Source organism: Paenibacillus sp. CB74 (genome assembly GCF_055687625.1).
The window spans coordinates 1,446,494-1,472,452 of record NZ_CM146009.1 but is presented as its reverse complement, the minus strand read 5'-3'; the positions used below and the strand labels follow the sequence as shown (position 1 = coordinate 1,472,452).

23 protein-coding genes are annotated in these 25,959 nt (G+C 47.2%); 6 read left to right on the top strand and 17 right to left on the bottom strand.

What is annotated here, in order from left to right:
* Nucleotides 1–5: 5 nt before the first annotated feature.
* Complete coding sequence (locus ACX9NY_RS06735) at nt 6–1,205, bottom strand: GTP-binding protein (protein ID WP_472477723.1); 1,200 nt, start codon at nt 1,203–1,205, stop codon at nt 6–8.
* 223 nt (nt 1,206–1,428) lie between these two features.
* On the opposite strand from ACX9NY_RS06735, the gene ACX9NY_RS06730 reads away from it, so the two are divergent.
* Nucleotides 1,429–2,463 carry a permease gene (locus tag ACX9NY_RS06730; RefSeq protein ID WP_339234239.1) on the top strand — a complete coding sequence of 345 codons (1,035 nt, stop codon included), beginning with the start codon at nt 1,429–1,431 and terminating at the stop codon, nt 2,461–2,463.
* An 83-nt stretch (nt 2,464–2,546) separates the two neighbouring features.
* A complete protein-coding gene (locus tag ACX9NY_RS06725) occupies nt 2,547–3,536 on the top strand; it encodes a TIGR03943 family putative permease subunit (protein WP_472477721.1) in 990 nt (329 codons plus the stop codon).
* A gap of 119 nt (nt 3,537–3,655) precedes the next feature.
* Here ACX9NY_RS06725 and ACX9NY_RS06720 read toward each other — a convergent pair whose 3' ends face one another.
* The 6 genes from ACX9NY_RS06720 to ACX9NY_RS06695 all read right to left on the bottom strand — a co-directional run bounded on the left by ACX9NY_RS06720 (nt 3,656) and on the right by ACX9NY_RS06695 (nt 10,609).
* The gene (locus tag ACX9NY_RS06720) at nt 3,656–4,957 is read right to left on the bottom strand and encodes a pyrimidine-nucleoside phosphorylase (protein WP_472477719.1); all 1,302 of its coding nucleotides are present in this window, start codon (nt 4,955–4,957) and stop codon (nt 3,656–3,658) included.
* A 416-nt stretch (nt 4,958–5,373) separates the two neighbouring features.
* On the bottom strand, nt 5,374–6,081 hold the full coding sequence (deoD, locus tag ACX9NY_RS06715; protein WP_017688193.1) for a purine-nucleoside phosphorylase: 708 nt from the start codon (nt 6,079–6,081) through the stop codon (nt 5,374–5,376).
* A 100-nt stretch (nt 6,082–6,181) separates the two neighbouring features.
* Nucleotides 6,182–7,360, bottom strand: a complete 1,179-nt coding sequence (gene deoB, locus ACX9NY_RS06710) for a phosphopentomutase (RefSeq protein WP_472477717.1) — start codon at nt 7,358–7,360, stop codon at nt 6,182–6,184.
* Nucleotides 7,361–7,389: 29 nt separating this feature from the next.
* Complete coding sequence (locus tag ACX9NY_RS06705) at nt 7,390–8,580, bottom strand: NupC/NupG family nucleoside CNT transporter (protein WP_472477715.1); 1,191 nt, start codon at nt 8,578–8,580, stop codon at nt 7,390–7,392.
* A gap of 228 nt (nt 8,581–8,808) precedes the next feature.
* On the bottom strand, nt 8,809–9,459 hold the full coding sequence (gene deoC, locus ACX9NY_RS06700; protein ID WP_339243108.1) for a deoxyribose-phosphate aldolase: 651 nt from the start codon (nt 9,457–9,459) through the stop codon (nt 8,809–8,811).
* Nucleotides 9,460–9,670: 211 nt separating this feature from the next.
* On the bottom strand, nt 9,671–10,609 hold the full coding sequence (locus tag ACX9NY_RS06695; RefSeq protein WP_062836066.1) for a sugar-binding transcriptional regulator: 939 nt from the start codon (nt 10,607–10,609) through the stop codon (nt 9,671–9,673).
* Between the two features lie 234 nt (nt 10,610–10,843).
* On the opposite strand from ACX9NY_RS06695, the gene ACX9NY_RS06690 reads away from it, so the two are divergent.
* Nucleotides 10,844–11,470 carry an FMN-dependent NADH-azoreductase gene (locus ACX9NY_RS06690; RefSeq protein ID WP_472477713.1) on the top strand — a complete coding sequence of 209 codons (627 nt, stop codon included), beginning with the start codon at nt 10,844–10,846 and terminating at the stop codon, nt 11,468–11,470.
* Between the two features lie 160 nt (nt 11,471–11,630).
* Here the strand turns inward: ACX9NY_RS06690 and ACX9NY_RS06685 are convergent, their stop codons facing one another.
* From ACX9NY_RS06685 to ACX9NY_RS06670, 4 genes are all read right to left on the bottom strand, one after another.
* Nucleotides 11,631–11,981: a hypothetical protein gene (locus ACX9NY_RS06685; protein WP_339255693.1), complete on the bottom strand. Its 351-nt coding sequence runs from the start codon at nt 11,979–11,981 to the stop codon at nt 11,631–11,633.
* Nucleotides 11,982–12,339: 358 nt separating this feature from the next.
* On the bottom strand, nt 12,340–13,002 hold the full coding sequence (locus ACX9NY_RS06680) for a class II aldolase/adducin family protein (protein WP_472477711.1): 663 nt from the start codon (nt 13,000–13,002) through the stop codon (nt 12,340–12,342).
* A gap of 71 nt (nt 13,003–13,073) precedes the next feature.
* Entirely contained in the window at nt 13,074–14,564 is a 1,491-nt protein-coding gene (locus ACX9NY_RS06675; protein ID WP_472477709.1) for a rhamnulokinase, read from the bottom strand.
* Nucleotides 14,565–14,689: 125 nt separating this feature from the next.
* On the bottom strand, nt 14,690–16,480 hold the full coding sequence (locus ACX9NY_RS06670) for an L-fucose isomerase (RefSeq protein ID WP_342570208.1): 1,791 nt from the start codon (nt 16,478–16,480) through the stop codon (nt 14,690–14,692).
* A 410-nt stretch (nt 16,481–16,890) separates the two neighbouring features.
* On the opposite strand from ACX9NY_RS06670, the gene ACX9NY_RS06665 reads away from it, so the two are divergent.
* Complete coding sequence (locus ACX9NY_RS06665; RefSeq protein WP_472477707.1) at nt 16,891–17,907, top strand: LacI family DNA-binding transcriptional regulator; 1,017 nt, start codon at nt 16,891–16,893, stop codon at nt 17,905–17,907.
* Nucleotides 17,908–18,092: 185 nt separating this feature from the next.
* Here the strand turns inward: ACX9NY_RS06665 and ACX9NY_RS06660 are convergent, their stop codons facing one another.
* From ACX9NY_RS06660 to ACX9NY_RS06650, 3 genes are read right to left on the bottom strand one after another with little or no spacing between them, the layout of a single operon-like run.
* Entirely contained in the window at nt 18,093–18,986 is an 894-nt protein-coding gene (locus tag ACX9NY_RS06660; protein ID WP_472477705.1) for an NAD-dependent epimerase/dehydratase family protein, read from the bottom strand.
* 27 nt (nt 18,987–19,013) lie between these two features.
* Nucleotides 19,014–19,769, bottom strand: coding sequence for an SAM-dependent methyltransferase (locus ACX9NY_RS06655; protein WP_472477703.1), 756 nt, complete (start codon nt 19,767–19,769; stop codon nt 19,014–19,016).
* Between the two features lie 30 nt (nt 19,770–19,799).
* Nucleotides 19,800–20,780: a Gfo/Idh/MocA family protein gene (locus ACX9NY_RS06650; RefSeq protein ID WP_472477701.1), complete on the bottom strand. Its 981-nt coding sequence runs from the start codon at nt 20,778–20,780 to the stop codon at nt 19,800–19,802.
* A gap of 381 nt (nt 20,781–21,161) precedes the next feature.
* Between ACX9NY_RS06650 and ACX9NY_RS06645 the strand changes: the two genes are divergently transcribed.
* On the top strand, nt 21,162–21,746 hold the full coding sequence (locus ACX9NY_RS06645; RefSeq protein ID WP_339255707.1) for a bifunctional transcriptional activator/DNA repair enzyme AdaA: 585 nt from the start codon (nt 21,162–21,164) through the stop codon (nt 21,744–21,746).
* On the top strand, nt 21,743–22,561 hold the full coding sequence (locus ACX9NY_RS06640) for an SPL family radical SAM protein (protein ID WP_339234271.1): 819 nt from the start codon (nt 21,743–21,745) through the stop codon (nt 22,559–22,561). Before ACX9NY_RS06645 ends, ACX9NY_RS06640 begins: the two co-directional genes overlap by 4 nt.
* A gap of 168 nt (nt 22,562–22,729) precedes the next feature.
* Here the strand turns inward: ACX9NY_RS06640 and ACX9NY_RS06635 are convergent, their stop codons facing one another.
* The 3 genes from ACX9NY_RS06635 to ACX9NY_RS06625 form a co-directional block, all read right to left on the bottom strand.
* Nucleotides 22,730–23,836: a Gfo/Idh/MocA family protein gene (locus ACX9NY_RS06635; protein WP_472477698.1), complete on the bottom strand. Its 1,107-nt coding sequence runs from the start codon at nt 23,834–23,836 to the stop codon at nt 22,730–22,732.
* A 96-nt stretch (nt 23,837–23,932) separates the two neighbouring features.
* On the bottom strand, nt 23,933–24,658 hold the full coding sequence (locus tag ACX9NY_RS06630; protein WP_472477696.1) for a ThuA domain-containing protein: 726 nt from the start codon (nt 24,656–24,658) through the stop codon (nt 23,933–23,935).
* Between the two features lie 79 nt (nt 24,659–24,737).
* Nucleotides 24,738–25,910 carry a Gfo/Idh/MocA family protein gene (locus ACX9NY_RS06625; RefSeq protein ID WP_036613779.1) on the bottom strand — a complete coding sequence of 391 codons (1,173 nt, stop codon included), beginning with the start codon at nt 25,908–25,910 and terminating at the stop codon, nt 24,738–24,740.
* Between the last annotated feature and the right edge of the window lie 49 nt (nt 25,911–25,959).

The following is a 25,959-nucleotide window of genomic DNA, read 5'->3' as shown; positions in this document are numbered from 1 at the left end:
TCACTTCAACTCCACGCCGGAAAAGGATCTTTCAATTCACGCCAGTTCAATTGCATCTCCTCCTCCGTAAGAAGAGTCTCATCCAAAGTACGTTCAATCTCTGCCCGATCCATATCAATGCCGATAAATACTAATTTCGTCACCCGGTCACCCCACTCATCATCCCAATCCGGTATGTTTGGTAATGTATCGCCAAAGTGAAGTTGCCTTTCCTCCTCACTCATCGCACCTACCCATATTCCTGCTGGCGCAAGCTGCTTCGATGTCCCTGCATGACTGAACGAAATCGCCATATGGTTCCTTGTCGCCAACCACATCAGACCCTTGGATCGCACGATGCTATCTGGATATTTGGCAATCCAACGCAGCAAGCGTTCCGGGTGGAATGGACGTTTACGATGATAGACAAACGAATGTATTCCATATTCTTCGGTCTCGGGTGTATGCTCTTCTTTCATTAATTCGCGGATCCAACCCGCGGACTGGCTTGCTTTTTCAAAATCAAAACGTCCTGTATTCAATATTTCTCTCGGATCAATCTGCCCATGTGTGGTGCGAATCAGCCTGGCTTCCGGTTGCATGGCGTGTAGTGCCTTCTCAAGCTTCGTCAGTTCTTCCTCCGACACCAGATCACATTTATTCAAAATCAGCACATCACAGAATTCCACTTGGTCCGTCAACAGATGAACAATTCCTCGAACATCGTCCTCGCCGGCTTCCTGTCCGCGGTCCTTCAATGTTTCTTTGGAATAAAAATCACGCCAGAACTGGGCAGCATCAACAACCGTAACCATCGTGTCCAGACGAGTGAATTTCGTCAAATCAATGCCGAGTTCCTCATCAATATACGTAAACGTCTGTGCAACAGGCACCGGCTCTCCAATACCCGTGGATTCAATCAATATGTAGTCAAAAGAACCATCCAGCGCCAGCCGCTCAACTTCTTTCAGCAGATCCTCCCGCAACGTGCAGCAGATGCAACCATTCGACATCTCTACCAGCTTTTCATCAATACGTGATAATCCTCCACCATCTCGTATTAAGCCTGCATCGATGTTAACCTCACTAAGATCATTCACGATGACAGCAACCCGCATTCCCTCGCGATTATGAAGCACATGATTAAGCAGTGTCGTTTTGCCTGCACCCAAATATCCACTAAGTACGGTTACTGGAACCCGATGTTGAACCTGTTGATCTGACATTTCTGCTTCCTCCACTCTGTTTAAGTTGTAGCATTAATCGTAATTATTACTATTAAGTATGATCAATCCGAACTATACCTCAGTTTTCTTTAGATTGTCAACTCTACTATGATAAAGAATCTTGATTAATCGTAAAAATGTTGATTAGAACACAGGAATGATGTATGTTGCTGCACGTACAAGCATATATTTTAGCAAAGTCCTAGTTGTGGAGGTCTGTTTCATGAAAATGGCAGCCAATCTGAAGCTCCTGTCCTTCCTTATCCCTTGTGCATTTCTTGTTCCCGTGTTGATCACGATGGCTCCAGATCTGAAGGAAGCATGGAACAGTGAAGCTTTGCAAAATATGAAAACCGTATTCATAGGTATTTTCCTTGAAGCCGCACCGTTTCTGCTCATGGGTGTGCTATTGTCTTCGCTCATGCAGTGGTTCGTATCAGAAGAAATGGTCCGCAGACTTACGCCTAAGAACCCGATCGGCGGTGTGCTGGTTGCGGGGCTGCTTGGTATTATTTTTCCTATCTGTGAATGTGGCATGATCCCGGTCGTAAGAAGGTTGATGCACAAAGGCATGCCTGCCTATATCGCAGTTACGTTCATCTTGAGTGGGCCTGTAGTGAATCCCATCGTATTTACCGCAACCTTGCTCGCCTTTCCCTCCCATCCTGAGATTACCATTGCCCGCATGGGACTGGCCTTTGCCGTGGCAGCTTCCATAGGTGGATTGGTATATGTGTTCGTTCGTCGAAATCCCCTTCGATTGCCAAAAGTTGCAGTGACAGAGGTCAAGACGCATCCTGGATTTAAAATGGCTCAACCTCATGCTCATGCAAATGCTCATGAACACAACCATGTGAAAAACTGGCGCAGCTTCTTCATTCATGCCGGAGATGAATTTGTCGATATGAGCAAATATCTGGTGATCGGTGCCCTGATTACAGCCTGCATCCAGACATTCATTAGCCGCAGTGATCTGATCTCACTTGGCAATGGTCCTGTCGCCTCCTATGTGTTCATGATGGCCTTTGCTTATGTACTGTCTCTCTGCTCCACTTCGGATGCTTTTGTGGCTTCTGCGTTCTCCCATACGTTTGCACTGGGGCCACTGGTATCCTTCCTTGTGTTAGGTCCGATGCTGGATTTCAAAAGCACGCTTATGCTGCTCTCGACCTTCCGTACCCGGTTTGTTATCGGTCTAAGTCTGGCGATTATCACACTCGTCTTTGTCGGCTCTTGGTTGATTAACCTGCTGGTATAAACGTTGAGCAACATACTTCATGACCTGAATGGTTAACCCCATGAACTTTCATCCTAACTATGATATAGAAATGAGGTGATGATATGAACCACACTGTTTATACGATGACCAAATCTCCTGTTCCAAGATCACACTTCATCCAATGGCATAACCTGATCCGTGCAGGATGGATCGGCGGGTTAGCAGTATACATTATTCACTTGAATTCGAGTGATTCTCTTCATTATTATTTGGCACCAACGATGCAAAAACTGCTGTTATGCTGCCCTGTTCCCTTTTTATTTATTGCTGTTATCATGGCTTGGCATGGATTATTCGGCAGAAACGAGGTTCATTGCGACTGTGAACATCCACCGCCTTCCGGTTTGCTACGCAGCTCGTTGGTCTATGGTCTGATTGCTATTCCCTTGTTGCTGGGATTTCTGTTACCTGATCGGGCTCTAGGCAGCTCTATGGCCAGTCAAAAAGGCATGTCTCTCACCTATGCTCCTCCGGAGATTCGTCGTAAAGAGCCTTTACCTGAAACAGTAAATTTAAATGTACAGGATCTTGCACAACAAAAACAGCAACAAACTGCTGTTACATCTACAACGGCCACTACCGTGCAATTTGTACCGCCGGATGAGTACAGTCGTGAATTCGCAGAACTGGCAGAGAAGTTGTATGCCGAACAAGTCATTCGAGTCTATCCTGAAATTTTCTCCGAAACGCTTGGTACGATCGATATGTTCCAGCGACAATTTGCAGGCAAAGATATCTCGTTATCCGGGTTTGTTTATCGGGACAAAAGCATGGATAATGAATCACATTTTGCACTCGGACGATTTCTCGTCATGTGCTGTCCTGCTGATGCTGCTCCCTTCGGCGTCATGGTTCACATTCCAGAAGCAAATAATCTCCCTACTGACAGCTGGGTGCAAATCGATGGCACCATCGGCTCTGCACAAGTAGATGGCAAAGATACCATTGAGATTCGTGCAACAAAGGTGACACCTGTATCCGAGCCGTCCACGCCTTACATTTATACAAGTGCCGATTCCGTAATGGCGTATGAACAAATTAAGAGCCGATAATCGCTATCATTAACAGCGGGCTCTTCAACGACAAAAAAGCCCCAAAACTATGGATTTCATAGTCTGGGGCTTTCGTGTTCAGTCAGATATTAGATTAGATCTCATCTGCTCTGATTGTATTATTCTGTTACGATATCATGAACCAATACAGGTGCGTCGGCATGATCCGCAATCGTAATGTTTTCTTTAATCTTCGCAATGACATCTGCTACATCTTCACGATTGGCATGGATCGTTACGAGGGACTCACCAGCTTTAACTGGGTCACCGACTTTTTTGTTCAGCATCAGACCAACCGCGAGATCGATTTCAGACTCTTTTGTTGCACGGCCCGCGCCGAGCAGCATTGCAGCAGTTCCGATTTCGTCAGCGACGATTCCGGCAACATATCCGTCTTTGTCTGCTGGTACTTCAATCAGGTACTGTGCTTGTGGCAAACGATCTGGATGATCCACAACCGAAGCGTCTCCGCCTTGGTTTGCCAGGAAATCTTTGAATTTCTCCAGTGCTTTACCGTTCTGGATCACTTCTTTCAATTTCTCCTCAGCATGCTCCAAGGAATCTGCCTTACCAGCAAGGAATACCATCTGACGTCCAAGTGCCAGACACAATTCTTCCAGATCTTTCGGGCCTTTACCTTGCAGGGTAAGGATAGCTTCTTTTACTTCAAGCGCGTTACCGATCGCCAGACCCAGTGGTTGGGACATGTCGGAGATAACCGCCATCGTTTTACGTCCAACATTGTTACCAATGCTAACCATGGCATGTGCCAATTCTTTAGCATCTTCCGTTGTTTTCATAAATGCACCAGCACCCGTTTTAACATCCAGTACGATTGCATCTGCACCTGCTGCAATTTTCTTGCTCATGATGGAGCTGGCGATCAGTGGGATGGAGTTAACGGTAGCTGTTACATCACGCAGAGCATAGAGCTTCTTGTCAGCTGGCGTGAGGTTACCACTTTGTCCAATAACAGCAACCTTATGCTCGTTCACGAGTCGAATGAACTCTTCTTTTTCAAGCTCTACGTGGAAACCAGCAACGGATTCCAGCTTGTCTGTTGTACCACCCGTGTGACCAAGTCCACGTCCGGACATTTTAGCAACAGGGACATCAAGCGCAGCAACGAGCGGAGCGAGTACCAATGTTGTTGTATCACCCACTCCTCCTGTGGAGTGCTTGTCTACTTTGATTCCTTCGATAGCAGACAGGTCAATCGTTTCACCGGAATTCACCATCGACATAGTCAAATCCGCGCGTTCCTTGTCTGTCATATCTTTGAAGAATACCGCCATCGCCCATGCGCTGACTTGATAGTCCGGAATCTCTCCTTGTGTGTATCCTTGAACAACAAAATCAATCTCAGCTGTTGTCAGTTCTTTACCGTCGCGTTTCTTGGCAATAATGTCTACCATTCTCATGATGATCTCTCCTTGTGTGTATTGATTGTATAGAACACTTTGTTATTAGACCGTTGACCGTTCCGGCTCCGGATCGTTCTTTCGATCGCTGTTGTCTCCAAGTTTTTTGATCCATTTGGCAATGGGAAAACTCGGAGACAAAGGCGAACGCTTCGCTTCTTCAGAATCGATTCCGGGTCCTTCACTCCGTGCTTAAAACAAAAGTTTCGATTAAATCAAATGATTATGAATATAAAATACAAGAACATCCGTTGTAATCTTATACAACATTTTGATGTTAGTTCGTTCCGGCTCCGGATCGTCCCTTCGAGCGCTAACGCTTCTTCAGAATCGATTCCGGGTCCTTCACTCCGTGCTTGAAACAAAAGTATCGATTAAAATTAAAATCAAATGATGATGAATATAAAATACAACAATTACAGTGTGATTGCTGTGTCCAGAGCCACTACCATCATGTCGTTAAACGTTTTTTGACGCTCTTCGGCAGATGTTTCTTCGCCTGTCAGCAAGTGGTCACTTACTGTCAGGATGGTCAGTGCGTTAACACCGAACTTAGCAGCGATGGTGTACAGTGCTGTTGTTTCCATCTCTACGCCGAGTACGCCGTGCTTCATCAATTTCTCAGTGACGGAACGGTCATCACGGTAGAATGAATCGGAGCTGAACACGTTACCGACATGAATCTTCATGCCTTTAGCTGTTGCACGGTCATATGCTTCTTTCAGCAGAGAGAACGTAGCGATTGGCGAGAAGTCATATCCACCAAATACATGTTTGTTCATGCTGGAATCCGTACATGCTGCTTGTGCAAGGATGACGTCACGTACACGTACATGCTCCTGCATACCGCCGCAAGTCCCTACACGAATCAGGTTTTTCACGCCATATTCACTGATTAACTCGTTAGCATAGATTGCAAAAGACGGAATGCCCATCCCTGAACCTTGTACCGAAATCCGGTGTCCTTGATATGTACCTGTGTAACCGAGCATTCCACGAACCTCGTTGTAACATACAACATCTTCGAGGTACGTATCTGCAATATACTTCGCGCGCAAAGGGTCTCCTGGCAATAGGATTGTTTCTGCAATATCTCCGGGTTTTGCTCCAATATGTGTACTCATGAATGAATCTCCTCCAGTTATATATTTAGTCTATTATGATGGCAGGAACCGGAGCAGCCTCAACTACTCCAACATCCCCTATCCAGTTTTCAGCAAAAACCTATTTCAGATCCTTCAGGAAGCTTGTGCCGTGTTCCGGCATTTTCACGCCAAAGTTCTCAGCTACGGTTGCACCAAGGTCAGCAAAAGTGTTGCGCAGATCAAGCTGTTTGCCCTCGCTGAAGCGCGGAGAATAGGCAAGCAGCGGAACATATTCACGTGTATGATCTGTACCACGGTAAGTTGGATCGTTACCATGATCAGCTGTAATCAGCAGTAGGTCATCGTTGGTCATTTTGGCAAAAATCTCTGGCAGTCTTGCATCATAGTCTTCAAGCGCCTGAGCATACCCTTGTGGATCACGACGGTGACCATATAGGGCATCAAAGTCAACCAGGTTCAGGAAGCTGAGTCCAGTAAACTCTTCATCCATCGTTTCAGACAACTTGTCCATGCCATCCATGTTAGAAACGGTACGAACAGCCTTGGTTACACCTTCGCCATCATAAATATCTGCAATTTTACCCAAAGCAATCACATCAAATCCGCTATCTTGCAATTCATTCATAACCGTACGACCAAAAGGTTTGAGTGCGTAGTCATGACGATTCGCAGTACGTTTCCAGTTACCCGCTTCACCGACAAATGGACGTGCGATAATGCGGCCGAGCATGTACGGATCTTCAAGTGTTATTTCACGGCAGAACTCACAGATCTCATACAGTTCTTTCAATGGAACAACATCCTCATGTGCTGCAATTTGCAGTACGGAATCCGCGGATGTGTAAACGATGAGCGCACCAGTTTCAACATGCTCTGCACCCAGTTCATCGAGAATTTCCGTGCCACTAGCCGGTTTGTTACCGATGACCTTCCGGCCCGTTTTCTCTTCAATGCGCTGAATCAACTCATCGGGAAAACCATTCTCGAACACACGGAAAGGTGTATCAATGTAAAGACCCATCAGCTCCCAATGACCTGTCATGGTGTCTTTGCCTCTGGAGGCTTCCTGCATCTTGGTGTAATACGCTTTAGGTGCATCTGCTACAGGCACACCCTCAATTTCTTTGATGTTGGACAGTCCGAGACTGGCCATGTGAGGCATGTTCAGACCTCCGCGTTCACGTGCAATGTGACCAAAGGTATCTACATCAAAATCATCGAATTCTGCTGCATCCGGCGCCTCGCCGATCCCTACAGAATCCATAACAATCAGATGTACTCTTTTAAAAGTTGACATAATCTAAGCACTCCTTCCAATAATCCGGTTTACAAGAACAGTCCGGCGATGATCGCTGACAATACACTGACAAGCGATGCACCGTAAAGCAGTTTCAGACCGAAGCGGGCCACCACATTACCTTGTTTTTCATGAAGTCCCTTCACCGCACCAGCAATGATTCCGATGGAGGAGAAGTTAGCGAACGAAACGAGGAAGACGGATACGATCCCTGTTGTTCTGGCAGACAACGTTGTCTGCTTCGTCAGATCAAGCATGGCAACGAATTCATTGGATACCATTTTGGTAGCCATAATACTTCCCGCTTGAACAGCTTCCTTCCATGGAACACCCATAATAAAGGCAAATGGTGCAAACACATAACCTAGCAGCTCCTGGAAGGAAATACCGAGTATTGCACTAAACATTCCGTTAACAAGTGCAATTAAGGCAACAAAACCGATTAACATCGCAGCTACGATGATGGCGACTTTGAATCCATCCAGGATGTACTCACCCAGCATTTCGAAGAAGGACTGTTTCTCTTCTTCCTGTACTTCCAATATATCTTCTTCCTCTGTAACCTCATACGGATTCACAATGGAAGCAATGATAAAACCGCCAAACAGGTTGAGCACGAGTGCCGTAACCACATATTTCGGATCAATCATGGACATATAGGCACCGACAATCGACATCGAGACCGTGGACATCGCCGAAGCACACAAGGTGTACAGCCGATGTTTTGGCAACAACCCAATTTGTTTTTTCACAGAAATGAACACTTCAGATTGCCCCAATACAGCCGAAGCAACCGCGTTATATGATTCCAGTTTGCCCATTCCGTTGATTTTGCTTAATACCAGACCAATATATTTTATAACAAAAGGTAAGATTCGGATATACTGCAATATGCCAATCAGTGCAGAGATGACAACAATCGGCATCAACACGTTCAGGAAGAACGGGAATCCGCCATTAGCATCCGGAACACCAGTTAAACCACCGAATACAAATGAAATTCCTTCATTCGCATAGGCCAGCAAACTTTCAAATATGGTCGCAAATCCACCAATCAGCCATGTCCCGACCCCTGTATTCAGCAAGGCATACGCCAGAATAATCTGTAGAACAATCATAACGACCAGCGGCCGATATCGAATCTTCTTTTTACCGTTGCTTGCGATATAAGCCAGTCCAAAAACAACGAGTAAACCAAGAAGGGCAATTAGAAATTTCATTTGATCTCTCCTTTGAAGGTAGTTAAGCCGGATGTGAAATTCAGCTCAAAGGGTGCTTAAAGCATTTTTAACAGTAATCTTTCAGAAAACTTATGAAGCGCTTACAATAAGTTCCGTTAATTAAAATATAAGTGTAAATTGTATTCCCTGTACCTGAGACGAACGCTCAAGTACAGAGAACATAACATTACTTTTGTTGGATAAGCTTGTGCTTGTTCAACTTTTTGCTTAATAAGAAGATGTAGATTGACCGCCCTGCATAATCTTCACGCCAGAGCTTGCACCGATCCGAGTCGCACCCGCTTCAATCATTTTCTGCATATCTTCCAGGCTACGTACACCACCGGAAGCTTTAACGCCAACATCAGGACCTACAGTACGACGCATCAAAGCGATATCTTCTGGCGTTGCTCCACCTGTAGAGAAACCTGTAGAGGTTTTAACAAAATCAGCTCCAGCTCGTACAGCTGCCTGACAAGCACGTACTTTCTCATCATCCGTCAACAGACAAGTTTCAATAATAACTTTCACCAAAGCTTTACCCGCAGCCGCTTCAACGACAGCACGAATATCTTGTTCAACATAATCATCCTTGCCATCTTTCAAAGCACTGATGTTGATGACCATATCGACTTCAGTTGCACCTTTAGCAATCGCATCCTTGGTTTCGAAAGCTTTTGTTTCCGTTGTGGATGCTCCCAGAGGGAAACCAATAACGGTGCAGATGTCTACGCCAGTACCCTGCAACTGCTCAGCAGCATAAGCAACCCAACCTGGGTTAACACATACAGAAGCAAATTGATATTGCTTCGCTTCTTCGGTTAACTTGGCCATTTCACTTTGCGTTGCGTCCGCACGAAGCAACGTATGGTCGATCATTTTAGCTAATTGTGGTGTAGTCAATTGAATCTCTCCCTTATCTGAACTATTTTTCTATACCCTTACACTAACATGAACATATGTAAAAATCAACTTGAACTTTTGTTCACACCTTGACTTACCGTTCTTGCCTCATTATATTTTCTGCCTAACAAAGCAAAACATCCGCCCTTTTTACGTGGCAGATGTTGTCATCCATATCCATTTGAAATTAGAACCGCAGTAATGCCTGGGCTGTGTACTGATCCGTAACCAAAATATTCGCATAATGACCTTTAAGCGCGGCGTGAATGGCTTCAATTTTGCGTTGGCCCCCGGCGACCAGGATTGATTTTTCCTTATTTCTCAATTCAGCCAAGTCAATACCGACGGTTCTACTGTTAATCTCTTCACTGATCAACTGACCTTCCGCATCGAAAAAGCGTGAACAAATGTCACCTGCACCAGAGTTCATTAATAATTGTTGCTCTTCTTCATTGAAGTAACCGAGCCTGAACAGTAATGCATCTTCTTTCACAGTACCCACCGTGAACAAAGCGATGTTGGCCTGTCTGCCAAGTTCTACAATTCTGCCGATATGCCGATCGGCCTCCACCATGTTCTTCACTTCAATGTTGTCGAAAATAACGGGCAGTGGCAAATACCTTGGTACCGTGTGGAAAGCTTCAGCGAATAAATGTACAATCTCAGCGGCATACGTATTGACATGGGAGTGGCTTACTCCCCCCTTCAATTGTACAACTTCGACACCTTTAACCTGCTTGGGACGGAGCTGACGTGCTACGGCATGCATGGTTGTTCCCCAAGTCACCCCGATAATATCCGCATCCTGAACCGTCTCCTGAAGGTAGTCTGCTGCTCGTTTGCTGATATGCTTCTGTATTTCCTCATCACTCTTCAACGGGGCAAAACACACAAGTGCCGTATCCAGATCATATTTCGACTTGAGTTCTCCGGCAATGATATCGATATCCTCCAGCGGGTCCATTATTTCAATCCGGACGTATCCCCGATCTTTCGCATACTGAAGTAACCTTGATACGGTTGGACGCGACACGCCCAATCTTGCAGCAATATCCTGCTGGCTGTAATCGGACTGATAATACAATTTCGCTGCTTCAATGCTTAATCGTTGCTTCTCCAGGTCCATTCCCATGTGCGCTCATCTCACTCATCCCTATTATCGTTGGAACACAAATACTCGTCCTGTATATTATACATGGATTTAGTATCTGGTTACTATATAGCATTCAATTCAGTATCGGCTCCATCCATTCAATTCCTTTCTGACGTATAAAACGAGGAAAACGATGCATACTACTGCGGTCGCTTCATTATTGCCAAGATTGGTTCGACCATTAATCGCACAGAGAGGAAGAACTGCATGTCTACCTTATTGTATATTACTGCCCATCCTCATGATCATGAAACCTCCTTCAGCATGGCTACGGGCAAAGCATTTATTGATGCGTATCGTGAAAGTCACCCTTCCGATGAGGTTGTTCACCTCGATCTGTACCGCTCGGATATTCCGCATATCGATGCGGATGTCTTCAGTGGCTGGGGCAAACTGCAATCGGGCAGTGACCTGACTTCGGAAGAGCAGGCGAAAGTAAGCCGTTTGAATGAACTGTCGGATCAATTTGCCTCAGCAGATAAATATGTTTTTGTAACACCGATGTGGAACTTCTCATTTCCTCCCATTCTGAAGGCATATGTGGACTCTATCTGTGTGGCCGGCAAAACATTCCGGTATACAGAACAAGGTCCTGTTGGACTGTTGTCTGACAAAAAAGCGCTGCATATTCAAGCACGCGGTGGCATTTATTCCGAAGGCCCAGCGGCTCAGATGGAATCCGGTCATCGTTATCTAAGCATTATCATGTCATTCCTCGGTGTGCCGAAGCTTGATGGCATCTTTGTAGAGGGACATAATCAATATAAAGATCGTGCAGATGAGATCAAGCAACAAGCCATTGAACAGGCGCGCACTTTCGCAAAACAGTTTTAGAGAGGTAGTTTCATCCCATCTTCTCGGTACTGAAAACCGAACTTTTTGAACACTCACTTAAAGTGTATTAAACAAAACTAAACCAAAAACAAAACCCGCGTGCGACCTAGGGATATTCCCAGGAAACACGCGGGTTTTCAATGTATAATCAACCTGGAGCTTATTGACGTCCAGCGCTGGCACGGCTCATCGTTTCAAGTTTACGTGTAATCGCATGACGGTCCACTTTCAATCCCCATATCATCTCGATAATCTGCTCTTTCTCTTCCGGATTGTCCGCATGCTTCAGTTGCATTAACAGCTCATGCATCTGTTCATTAATGCCTTCAAATTGGTTCCATAGATCCTGTCTTACCTCTGTTGAATCCAGATGATGATTCGCATCGACTTCTTCCTTCAATGCTTGCAGAATGGCATCTTTCCATTCGTCATCACCTAGCTGTTTCGCAATGTTCAGGAGATCCAGATAATCGTCAACAAGAAGTGAGTTCAATTCAGCATGTGTTTTCATCGTTTATTGCATCCCCTTTTCGTCTATTTACCAAGTATTATACTCGGTATTTCAGCATATGCAATAGCTGTCGGAAAAAGTTGCTTTATGTAGCCTGTGCCTATCCATTCAGATAGCTGCATAACAGTCCGCGTTCTGTTCCGCTTACGCCTGAACCAAGGCAGTAGAAAACCAACTACAACGCATTGTTCGGATTTGTGCTGATAGCCACGAATCCAACCTTCGATGCTTTCTAATTCAACAATAAAAAAGAGCATTTTACATCCTTTAGTCCAACGTTTAGCTGGAGGATGCAAACTGCCCTCATGGAAGTAATATTTTGAATCATGAACACACTCACGAAGGAACAAATAAGGTCTCAGGACTTGAGTTGTTGCAGCAACTGCACACGGTATGCTTCACTCTCAAGGGATTGAATTTCCTTGTATTCTTCGGCAGTAAGCACTTTGGGTTCCCCCGCTGCCTTGGCGATCATATACACCTTCGCACTTTCTTCCACGACCTGGGTGCGGTAATAGGCTTCACGGAGGTTTTTACCCGTTGTGACCAATCCGTGATTGACTAGAATGAGTGCCGTATGTTCTTCGACCTTTGCTGAGACTGCATCCGCGAGAAGTTTGGTCGTTGGCAGAACGTAAGGCACGAATCCGATATCACCCACCAATGCGGACTGATCCGGAAACAAGTGTGGCAATTCATTGAAAACGAGACTGAGTGCGATTGTATATGCCGGATGTGTATGTACAATGGCTTGAATATCCGGATTCACACGATAGCTGTACAGATGCATTAAGACTTCAGAGGAAGGGCGTGTTTCTCCGGCACGAGTCTCCCCTGTCTCGATATCAATTGCAATCCATTCTTCAGGCTCCAGATCTTCAAGCGCGTAACCACTCGGAGACAACAGCATCGTTCCCCCAGAGCGGGCACTCAGATTGCCGCCGGGTCCTACCACCAACCCTTGAGCAACTGCTCTGCGGGCATATTTCGTCAACTCTTCCCTTATTTGCTGTTCAGACATGTTCCTCACCACTCCTCAAACTTTTCTTTTTTAGCATTTTGCGTCCATGCTCATTACTTTGAATCTGTTCATTACCTTTTAATGTGATTCAGACTTTGGTAGTTTTCATAAACTTCTTGCCACACCTCTGTATCCTCAGGTTCATAGGTTTCGGGGGAAAAGGAAGCAGCCATGACCTCCCGAACATCGGCCAAGCTACTCACTTCTCCATGAGCAAGGAATTGCAGCATGCAATTCCCGGCTGAAGTCGCCTCTGCGGGGCCTGCCACCACCGGCACACCGGCTGCATTGGCTGTAAACTGACACAATAGTCGATTGTGCACACCGCCACCAACCATATGAATGACACCAGGTCTTGTACCTGTAATCAACTGCAGTTCATCCAGCGTCTGTCTGAATTCCAGAGCAAGACTTTCCAGAATGCAGCGTACAACCGCTCCAGTCGTTTCGGGTACAGTCTGTCCGCTGGCGCTGCATTGTTGTCGTATTCGCTCAGCCATATTCCCTGGCGCCAAATATACGCTATCTCCCGGCGATACGTAACTTTGATGCGGCGTTGCCAAGGCAGCCAGCTGAACCAGTTCTTCATGTGTGAAACGTTGATTCTCCCGTTCCCATTGCCGTTTGCATTCCTGTAGCAGCCACAGACCTGAACGATTTTTCAAGGTACGTACTTTACCACTTACGGTGCCTTCATTGGTGAATCCCAATGCACGGCTTCGGTCATCCAATACAGGTGTATCACGCTCCACACCCATAAGAGACCAGGTTCCACAGCTGATAAAAGCGAAATTCGAATCCATCGCAGGGATGGCTGCCAAGGCAGATGCGGTATCATGTGAGCCCACAGAGACCACCTGCATCGGTCCAGTCCGTAATTCGGCGCACAACTCAGGTGTTAAATTGCCCAGTATGGTACCCGGCTGAACGAGTTTTGGAAATAATGTTTCCGGTAGACCGAGACGCCCGAACAGGTGCTTATTCCATCGCGCCTCACCTGCATGCAACAGCCCGCTGGTACTTGCAATCGTATATTCACAAGCCTGCTGACCGGATAGATAATAGTGAAATAAATCAGGCATGAATAACATCCGCACATCCGGACGCAAACCTTCGGCCTGCTCTCGTACACTCCCTAGCAGTTGAAATACGGTGTTGATCTGCTGCGGCAGGACACCGGACATGGCATACAGTTCTTCTTCTTTCACCATGTGCAGAACTTCTTCCATCCACTGTGCATTGCGTGCTTCCCTATAGTGACGTGGGTTCGAGCACAATCTTCCCGCACCATCCACCAATCCATAGTCCACCCCCCATGTATCCACTGCTATTGAACGGACCGATGGAGAGATACCTTGCGTCCCTTTCACAATGCCTTGTTTTAATTCATGAAAAAGTCGCAGGAAATCCCAATACAATCCGCCCCCCAGCTGCACGGGTTCGTTGTTGAATCGATGCACTTCATGTAACGAGAGTTTGCTTCCATCAAAAGAACCCCGGACTACACGTCCACTACCAGCGCCGTAATCGGCAGCAAGCACATGTGTTGCTTGATCGCCCAATCTACCAAGCCTCCTTAACGCTACGCGATGAGCCGTATTCAAGTTCTGAACACAGCTTTCAAGAGAACGCCATGGTACCTTCATTTCACAAGGAACATGGCGTTTGACAGGAATGGAACTTTATTTTAGCGATATAACGGGCCAAACACACTGCAAGCACGGTAGTCTGCACTCTCGGGTTCACTTGTGCCGAATAATCCCCATGCACGTGGCCGGAAAATCTCCGATTCTGGTACATTATGCATATTTACCGGAATGCGAAGCATGGAAGCGAGCGTAATCAGATCAGCACCGATGTGTCCATACGAGATGGAGCCATGGTTCGCACCCCACTGATTCATGACCTCGTATACGGAAGTAAACGCTCCTGCCCCGGTTAGAACAGGTGCAAACCAGGTGGATGGCCAGGTTGGATCTGTCCGTTGATCCAGCGTATCATGCACCGCTTCAGGCAGATCGACCGTGTAACCCTGAGCGATCTGCAGCACTGGTCCCAGTCCTTTGACAAGATTGAGACGTGTCATCGTTACGGGCATACCACCTTTGGTCAGGAAATCCGCAGAATAGCCGCCTCCGCGGAAATATTCAACGGATGCCGGTCTCCACGATGTTGCTTTCAGACAGTCCTGAACTTCCTCATCTGAAATTTCCCAGAAAGGCTTAAGGACAGGCTTCCCGTCTCTAGACTGTTGTCCTGTGCCATCCAAAGCTGCGGAACCGGAGTTAATCAGATGCAGAATGCCATCCTTCGCGTTTCCTTCCAACTGATGCCCCGTCACACGCTGTACCGAATCCGGACTCCAATACGTACGCACATCAGCGAAGATCTGAGCCGTATGTGTGAGCAACGAACCGAACAACATCGATACGCCATTCAAGCTATCATTCTCTGTTGCAACCAGATAGGGCGCGCGCTTGCCATTCCAGTCAAAGGAAGAGTTTAATATCGACTCCAGAAAATCTCCGTTCGGAGAATGATCCGTCCACTGCCGTTGTCCCTGGAAGCCGGATACAATCGCGTGGTGGCCCATCGATTCCTCTGTAAACCCAAGCTCTGCCAATCTCGGGTTGCCCGCCATCAAGTCACGCACGATTTGGGTCATTTTCACAACCGTTTCCCATTCGTACTCTTTGCGTTTACGATCCGTTTGCAGATGGGCAGCGTTGTTATCCGGACCTTCGCTACAATTCTCCTTCACCCATGCCAGCGCGAGCTTATACTCCTCGGGGTCGTAGATTTCTTCTTCGATACGGCGAGTAAGTTCGCTCATATCCACGTATTCATTGCGCATACCCAAATACTCCTGGAAAAATGAATCGTTCACAATCGAACCTGCAATTCCCATGGATACCGATCCAATGGACAGATACGCTTGCCCTTTCAAGGTAGCGGCTGCAAGACCCGCACGGCTGAACCGGAGCAATTTCTCACGCACATCATCAGGAATCGTTGTATCCCCGCCGTCTTGCACATCCTCTCCATAGATCCCAAAGGCCGGAATCCCCTTCTGTGCGTGGGCAGAGAGTACCGCTGCCAGATATACTGCACCCGGACGTTCAGTCCCGTTAAAACCCCAGATGGCAGTAGGGATGGATGGCGACATATCCATGGTTTCCGTACCATAACACCAGCATGGTGTCACGGTGATCGTTACGCCCACATTGGAACGACTGAACAGTTCAGATGCTGCGGCCGCCTCGGCCACACCGCCAATACAAGTCTCAGCGACAACACATTCCACCGCGGAACCGTCCGGGTAACGCAGTTCGGCTGCAAGTAGCTCGGCAACGGATGTCGCCATCCGCATCGTCTGCTCTTCCAGTGACTCACGGACCCCTTTGCGTCTTCCATCAATCGTTGGACGAATACCAATCTTGGGGAAAGCCTGCTTATAACGATAATCCTGATGTGTCATACTAAAGTGTCCTCCTTCAATTCGTTTCATAGAATTTGGGTTGAATTGAGAAATCTTTTGTCTGATCCATGTGTATTGAATGGCATGAGATAGTGACGGTATTACAACCGATACCCGGGTGGCACACAAGAACTGCATATACAGATTATCAAGAGCTTTCTCGAATATTGAATGCGTTTACAAGTTTGAAAAAATACAATAAACCATTTCATTAATCAGCTATATATGTAGTTCCTCTATTCTAGAAAATGGAACGTGCATGAGCGAATTTAACAAAATGGTTATGTAGTAGTGACGTTCAGAACCCTTAGGGTTATCGGTAACCCTAACATAGCATGAGCCTATCTTGCTGTCAATTGGCATTATCCTATAGAATGGTAAGACTATGTTGCGGAAAGGTTAGATTTCTTATGATTACCATTTACGATATTGCCAAAAAAGCCAACGTCTCCGCCATGACGGTCTCCAAGGTCATTAACCATACAGGCCGCATAAGTTCCGCTACACGTGAACGTGTGCAACAGGTGATCGACGAACTTGGCTACATCCCGAACTCGAATGCGCGCAGCCTTGTGCTTCAGCGAACCCAGATGCTCTCGCTGCTTATTACGGATATTACCAACCCTTTTTATACAACTCTCGCCCGTGGTGCTGAAGATGCAGCCCATCTTCGAGGGTACCGTCTTTTATTTGGCAACAGTGATGAAGATTACAATAAGGAAAAGGACTACGTGGATGCGATTCTGTCAACTCGCGTCGATGGTGTACTCTTTGCCCCGGCGGGAGATCGGTCTCTGCCTCATCTGAAACAGTTACAGGAACGTCACATTCCGTTTGTCTTTCTGGACCGCACCGTACCTGGCATTACATCGGATATCATTGCCGGTGATAGCCGGGAAGGTGCAATTGAGCTGATCCGTTATTTGGTGCAATTGGGACACCAGCGCATTGCACTGGTCAATGGTTCTTCCGAGGTTTCTACCGCCAGACTGCGGGAAGAAGGTTATCTGGAGGGTTTGCGTGAGGCTGGAGCAGATCTCGATCCTGAGCTTGTACTTCGAACCGGGTACCGGAATTTCACCGATGAAGAGGGACTGGATCGACTACTCTCACAACCGGAGCAACCAACCGCTATTTTTGCAGCCAACAACATGCTGGCGATTGGGGTCATCCGACTTTTGCGCAAACGTGGACTACGTGTACCAGAAGACATATCTGTCGTGTGCTTCGACGATCTGGATCTGGCTTCTGCCTTTGATCCATTTCTGACCGTAGCGGCACAGCCGGCATATGACTTTGGGTTTCAGGGGGTACAAATGCTGATTGACAGGATTGAGGGAAAAGCCCCTTCCGAGCCCCAAACCATCATTTTACCGTCAGAAATTCGCATAAGGGCTTCTGCCTCTGCTCCACGAGAGCCACACTGACAGAACAACCTACCCATTGCTGTTATCGTTATCGTGTACGTGATTTCTCCCTCCTATCTGGATTGAGTCACGTTCAAATTCTGAAAAAAAGTACAACATAAAGAGGGTGCACCAGAGATTACGCTCTGGTTGCACCCTCTTTATGTTCATTCCGTGGTATTTCAGTTCTATCCAATGCGATATTTCTACCGCTCTGACTGTAATGCGAGAGCGACCTCACGAACGAGTCCTGGGAACCAGTCCATCAGAGGTTCGAACGTATATCCAGCTTGTTCTGCCTTGGTCGTCACCATCGTCCATGATTGCTCAATTCCAAAGGGTGACATATCCTCTTTCACCGTTTCTGTGAGGATCTGGGACTGCATGCCCGTGACCGTCTCGATCAGATGTATCATGGCTGACAACGTAATCGCACCCTTGGAGGCTGCATTCACCGGCCCGGTAATGGACGAATGTCCAAGCCAAGCAAGGAATCTTGCCGCTTCGGTGGAATTGATAAATCCAATCTCTGCATCCGGATTTGGCATGCCAATCGGTTTTCCTTTTTGCACATGTTCAATATGAAAATGAAGTCTTCTCGTATAATCATCAATCCCGAGTACAATTGGAATACGCATCGCTACGACCGGGAAATCCGCTTCCTGAAAAAAGACAGCCTCTGCAAGCCGTTTACCTTCTCCGTACGAAAAATCCTCCGCACTCCCATACTGTAATGGATATGTATACGGGTCAAAATCCGTTTCCTTAAATCCAGGTCTGGGATCACCGTACACCGAGAGTGTGGATGTCAAAACGTATCTTTTGGTTCGCCCAGCGAATGCCTCGCATGCCGATTTTGCCGCATCTGGTGTATAACAGATATTGTCGTACACGACATCCCACATGTCTGTCTGCGCAACCTCTGCCAGAGATTCCGGGTCTTCACGATCCATCTTGATCCGGTTCACTTCGGGTCCGAAGTCGACATCCGTTTTACCACGAGTGGCGACTGTGATCTGCGACTTCCCTTCCCACAGTAAGTGATCCACGAGACGTTTTCCAAAAAAGCGTGTACCCCCAAGTATAAGGACTTTATTCATCCGAAAAACCTCCTATCTTGTTCAATTCTATTTAACAATGTGAAGCATGGTGTGAGCATTCCGTTGAAACTCATATGACGTTGGTTCTTCGGAAACGGCGTATCCACGCTGTTCGAGTATTAATTTTAATTCATCCATGTGCTTGTAACGTTCGCCAGACAGATCCACTGTTGGGAAAATGCGAACCTCTCGTTTGCTCACACGCAGCAGCTCCATTACGGTTGCAACATGAAAATCAACATGCAATCGATCCGCATACGTAAACAGGAAATGAGCGGATAACGTCAGATCGAATTGTTCATCGGCAAAAGGAAGATCCGGGAGCACAGACGCCACATAACGGTCAGGGAACATTCTCATATCTGCGATGCAATCTGTGATGGCACGAGTTCGCTCTTGCTTTAACCCCTGGATTGATCCAAATTGATCCCACACATATATGTTTTGCACGGGTTCCATCTGTTTCATCGTATGCTCAATATCCTGATATCCCTTTACTTCAAGCTCGTCGATCCCGTATTCGTAGGCAATATCTACCGCTATGGGGTCTGCACCCAACTTGCGCGCCTGACTGCTGAACGAACATGCTCCGCCGGGACAATCCAGAATCGACTTGCCAGTAATCTCCTCTACTGTTAAGTTGAACATTTTCATATATTCCTCGAAGGTTCTTCCTATAAAGACAATCTGTGACAATTCCAAACCACCAGAATCATTGGCACGGTTATCTTCTCTGCTGTTCTTCTGATCATCTCTAATGTTGCTCTGCTCATCTCTGCTCATCTCGTCTCAGCTACCTTTCCTGTTTTGGAATCAATCGTTAGGGAACACAAGCCCAATCTGCTTCCGAATCTGATCCATGACCTGCATCGTAACATAAGAGCGTTCATACGTGTTCATACTGGACTCCATCTGGCCTTCCTGAACCAGATTCACGAACTCCTCCACTTCATAATACATCGCCGGATGGTTTTGTTCGACTGTGAGTTGCTCCACCGTACCGTCATTGTATCGTATCTCTGCATGTTCTGGTGAACCAATCTTGTCAATGATGATGCTGCCCAGTTCCCCCATGATTTCGCTTGGTACATGAGAGTTGGAGATTTTGGAATAGGTAACGACCGCATCCATCCCATTATAATCCAGAAGCACACTCCCTTGTCCATCCACGCCAGATTCCAGCATCATCGCTTGAGACTGGACACGGTTAGGTGCACCAAACAATGTAATCAACGGATAGAGACAATATACACCGAGATCCATTAACGCACCATTGGCGAGTTCAGGCTTGAACGCGTTCAGGACAATCCCTTCTTTGTACTTGTCGTAACGCGAAGAATACTGAGAGTATCCTGCTACGTATTTGCGGACAGGACCGATTTTATGCAGGTTTTCCTGCACCATTTTGAACTGGGGAACAAGAGTAGATTTCATCGCTTCCATAAGCAGAACCTGATGTTCTTGTGCTGTATCGATCATACTCCGAACTTCGGCGCTATTTGCAGCCAGAGGTTTCTCGCACAATACATGTTTGCCATTTCTCAGAAAAAGTTCAGCCTGCTCTGCATGAACCGTATTCGGTGTTGCAATGTAGACTGCATCGATCACATCACTTGCCGCCAACTCTTCCAGATCGGTGAAGCGATGCTCAACATTATATTTATCTGCAAATGCATTAGCCTTTTCTTCAGTTCTTGAATACACGGCAGTTAATTTGAATCCCTCAACCTGTGCTGCGGCTTCAAGAAGCCTTTCTGTAATCCAGTTGGTACCCACTACGCCAAAACGAACCATGCCTACCTACCTCTTTCATCTATAAATTTCATTTGAGTTCTATATGAATCCAACTAAAGTATCTACACTTACCACTCCGATGACAGAATAACCTTCCGATCGCTGTTATCCCCAGATTTTTTTTAATTCCCTTCTTCAAAGGGAAAATCCGGGGATAAAGGCGAACGCTTCGCTTCTTCACGTTATTTCCGTCCTCTCCGTTCTCGTGTAGAAAGTTTAGTTGAACCTATATAACCTTTTATACCATCTTGTATATTGTAGCTCATATTTCATTCAGATTGAAGAAAGGTACGGTATCCCGGTATTGATATCTTGCTTTTTAAGCTGAAACTTCGTCAATCCCTTGGAATCAGGGGTATAATTAGAGATGAGGTGATCACCATGGAAAGTCCGGATCAAGATCGCATACTGCCCAAATCGATAGATGAAAAATACTGGCGTGCCATCATCCACAACGATAATTCTTATGATGGAACGTTCTTTTACGGTGTGCAGACAACAGGCATTTTCTGCCGCCCTTCCTGTAAGTCCAGAGCACCCAAAGCTGAAAATGTGCTGATATTTCAACGTGTTGAAGAAGCGTTGGCACGAAAGTTCAGGCCCTGCAAACGTTGCAAACCTACAGGGGAGCGGGTACCTGATCAGGAGTGGATATATGGGATCACCGATTACATTGAACATCATTACGCCGAACCGCTAACCCTGGATGTCCTTGCCACCGTGAGTCACGGCAGCCCTTATCATCTGCATCGTGTATTCAAGCGGATTACAGGCCGCACACCGGTTCAATATATTCAGGATAAACGAGTGACCGAAGCCCGGAAGTTGCTTGAACATACCAGACTAACCGTCACGGATATTGGACGCCAGGTCGGTATACCTAACTCGGCTTATTTCATTACTGTATTTCGCAAACACACAGGTCTTACACCTGCACATTACCGCGAAAGGTATGACAACTCATGAAAACCAACCTTTCTTACAAAGTACCCAAAACGTTACTGAACAAAGGAACAGGTTTCCTTAATGGATATACACATACGTTGAATCCTTACACAGGCTGTGCCTTCGGTTGTTCCTATTGTTATGTCAGACAGATGCCAGTCTCTCTATTTCGCAAAGAGGATTGGGGGAGCTGGGTTGATGTGAAACAGGAGGCCTCCCGAGTGTTCGCCAAAGAATTGCAGCGTGCCCTGGCGAAAGGCAAAGTCACGCTGTTCATGTCATCCAGTACAGACCCGTATCAACCCGCTGAGTACAAGGAGTGTATCACGCGTTCATTGCTTGAAACGATGGTACAGTATCCGCCCGATTTTGTATTGGTCCAAACCCGCAGTCCCCTCGTTACCCGAGATATAGATCTCTTACTACAGTTAGGAGACCGGGTTCGGGTCAGTATGACTGTCGAGACGGATTTGGACGATATGCGCAAACATTTCAGTCCTTCTGCTCCACCGATTGCAGGCCGATTACGTGCATTGGAACAGTTGCGGGATGCCGGAATACCCACACAGGTTGCGATTGCTCCCGTATTACCCAGCAGTGAGGATTTTGCAGCCATCTTGAGACCTCTCGTTCAGCGTGTATGCATTGACGATTATTTCATGGGCGATGGCAGTGAAGGCAAGCGCACCCGGCGACTCGGCATGGAGTCGCTCTACCAGCAAGTGGGGATGGCGGACTGGTATCATCCAGATGCGTATCAGATCGTCGTTGAGCGGATGAAAGACTATTTTGCCGAGGATGAAATCTGGATCAGTCAGGCTGGATTCGAGCCGTAAATGACTATATAAGTTTTACCAAAGAATATTTACACTGGACACTCCGATGACAGAACAACCTTCCGATCGCAGTTATCCCCAGATTTCTTGGATTTAATAAAAAATAGCCCCTTTCCTGATTTGCAGGAAAAGGGGCTATTCGTTATGACATAAACAATAATGGCTATCTTACTTATCCAATGTATACAATGGCAGATCCGCTGGCAATGCAACCGGGCGCTGACACGAGCTTTTCATCTGGTAGAAAGTCTGTTCGTCGGATGAATCGTGGAATGCCCACATGGCCTCAAGAACATGGTATGCCAGTTCCCCACTCGCCCGATGTGCACGTCCGCTATGAGCTGCATAGGCCATATCTGCCACACCAATGCCGCGAGTATTTTCCTGATACCCTGGTAGAAGCGGAACTTCCGTCCATTCCTGTTCACCCAGCAAGCGGTAACGAACAGGACCGCCGAAGGTGTTGGGATCAGGTACCTGCAAAGTACCGTGCGTGCCATATATCTCAATCGGTGGCAGTGCACTTCCGCCAAATACGTCAAAGCTCGTAATCAGCGTGCCAATGGCACCCTGCTCAAACTGCAACAGACCCGTGACGTGAGTTGGAATTTCGACGGGAACCACTTGGCCTCTCTTTTTCTCACTCGTAATCGTGCGCTCTTCCATGGCTTTACCTGTCATGCCCGCAATGGACTTGATCGGCCCCATCAGTTGAACCAATGCCGTGAGGTAGTACGGACCCATGTCGAACATTGGCCCACCGCCTGACGCGTAATAAAACTCCGGATCTGGGTGCCAGTGCTCATGACCACGGCTCATCATAAATGCGGTCGCCGCCACTGGCTTGCCGATCACTCCTTCCTCCACCAATTGAAGTGAAGTCTGGATGCCTGATCCAAAGAACGTCTCTGGTGCGCAGCCTACGAGCAGTCCTTTACGCTTCGCTGTTTCGAGCACAGCCTGACCTTCCTCACGGGTAACTGCGAGCGGTTTCTCCACATAGACATGTTTGCCTGATTCGAGTGCCCGCAAGCATACATCCGCATGAACGGAAGGTATCGTCAGGTTGATGATCAGCTCAATCTCGGGATCAGCCAAGATTTCATCCACGCTGTATACGTTTGGCACGTTATAGGCTGCAGCCTGCTCCTCTGCACGTTTCCGATCAATATCCGCAACAGCAACAAGTTCCAGCACCTCGAACCGGTGACAGTTTTCCATATATATACCGCTGATTTTACCGCAGCCAATAATGCCTACTTTCATTGTTTTCATGCCTGGGGCTCCCTTCGCCGTGGATCAGAAATGGTTTATCCATTGAGGATGAATTGTTGACACTGAAGTTACGTTTGCAATCAGACTACGATCTCATTAGTTCTGGTTGTCCGCCATACCTGTATACACTTCGGTTGCTGTACTTACTCGACTCTTGGCAAGCTCTTTGCCTGCTGCTGTCCATTTGAAACCACTGCGCATCATTTCAGTCACAGGTTTCATGTCTACAATGTCTGCATGGTGTCCCAGTGAGTTGTAAAATACCCGTCCTGCTCCCCATCGTTTCGTCCAGACAACAGGCATATCTACCGGTCCATTCGCTGCATGCGGACCACTTACCACTGGAAAACGAGTTGTGGCTAACACTTCCACGGCCGGGTCAACGTGCAGGTAATACTGTTCACTTTTCACCTGAAAATCTTCAATATGATCCAATAACGGGCTGGAGCCACGTTTCATGTTCACCATGTATTCCACACCATCGTTACCTGGATGGGCAACCCATTGTCCACCCGTCATAAACTGCCAGTCCACGTTATTTCGGAAGGCATCACACATCCCGCCATGAAGACCAGCCAAGCCCACACCGCTCTGAACAGCCGCTGATACGTTATTGACCAGTTCCTGCTCAATCTGCCCCATCGTCCACAATGGCACGATCAAATCCAGACCCATCAGCTTCTCTGCATCTGCATAAGACTCCAACGTATTTGAGACTTCAACCTCGAACTGCTCTTCCTTCAAAATACGTTCAAAAATCGCTGCTACCTGCTCCGGTTCATGACCATCCCAGCCGCCCCATACAATCAGTGCTTTACTCATCGTTTTATCACTCGCTTTCGGATATATTAGTTGTGTTCTACTCTATTCCTGACGTCACTGTCTCGCTGTCCATCTTTGCTTACATTTCTTCAAGCGTCACCCAGCGCCGCTCCGTCACCGAACGTTCCACCGCTTCCAGTACAGCCTGACAAGCGACCCCATCGTGGAAACTCGGTGATGGTTGTCGTCCTTCAGAGATCGCTGTCACCAGCTCCAGCATCTCATGTGTGAACGTGTGCTCGAATCCAATCGTATGTCCGGCAGGCCACCAGGCTTCGGCATATTTGTGTGCAGGATCAGTTGCCAGTACACGGCGGAATCCCTGTACGTCCTCTTCATCCTTGGTAAAATACACTTCCAGTTCATTCATCCGTTCAAAATCAAAGCGTACACTGCCGAGACTGCCATTAATCTCAAACGAGTTCGTACTGCGATGTCCCGCTGCAAAGCGTGTTGCTTCAAAGCTGCCCAATGCACCTCCTGCGAATCGTGCCAGGAACAGCGTCGCGTCGTCAACGGTCACTTCTCCTTTCGGTGCATCCGCATTCGAACTGCCCTTAGCGCTCAGTCCTGTCATCTCGGCTGCGAGCGGTCGTTCTTTGATGAATGTTTCGCTCATACCGATAACTTCCTGGAATTCACCAACGAGGAAACGAGCCAGATCGATTAAGTGTGCACCCAGATCCCCATGGGAACCGGAGCCTGCCACTTCTTTTTGCAAACGCCATACCAGCGGGAACGAAGGATCCATGATCCAGTCCTGAAGGAAAAACGCACGGAAATGATAGATTTTACCCAGTCGTCCGCTCTCCACCAGATCTTTCGCTAATTGTACCGCTGGTGAGAAACGATAGTTGAACCCGACCATATGTGCGACTCCAGCATCCTCTGCGGCCTGAAGCATCTCACGCGAATCCGCGAGGGACAGAGCCAGTGGTTTCTCACAAAAAAGGTGCTTGCCCTGACGGGCTGCTTCCAACGCAATTTCCTTATGGGCATCACTTGGCGCGTTAATATCAATCAGATCGATATCATCCCGCTTCACCAGTTCGCGCCAATCCGTTACACTTTCGGACCAGCCGAACTGATTCGCTGCCTCCTGCACTCCCTGCTCGTTACGTCCACAGATCACAGACATCTCAGGCTGCAGCGGAGCAGACGGGAAAAACATCGGCAGACTGCGATAGGCATTACTGTGGGCCTTCCCCATAAATTTGTATCCAACCATTCCGACACGAAGACGATTTGACATGGTCATTTCCTCCTTTGGAATATTAAAAAGTCTTTCAATATGTGTACCA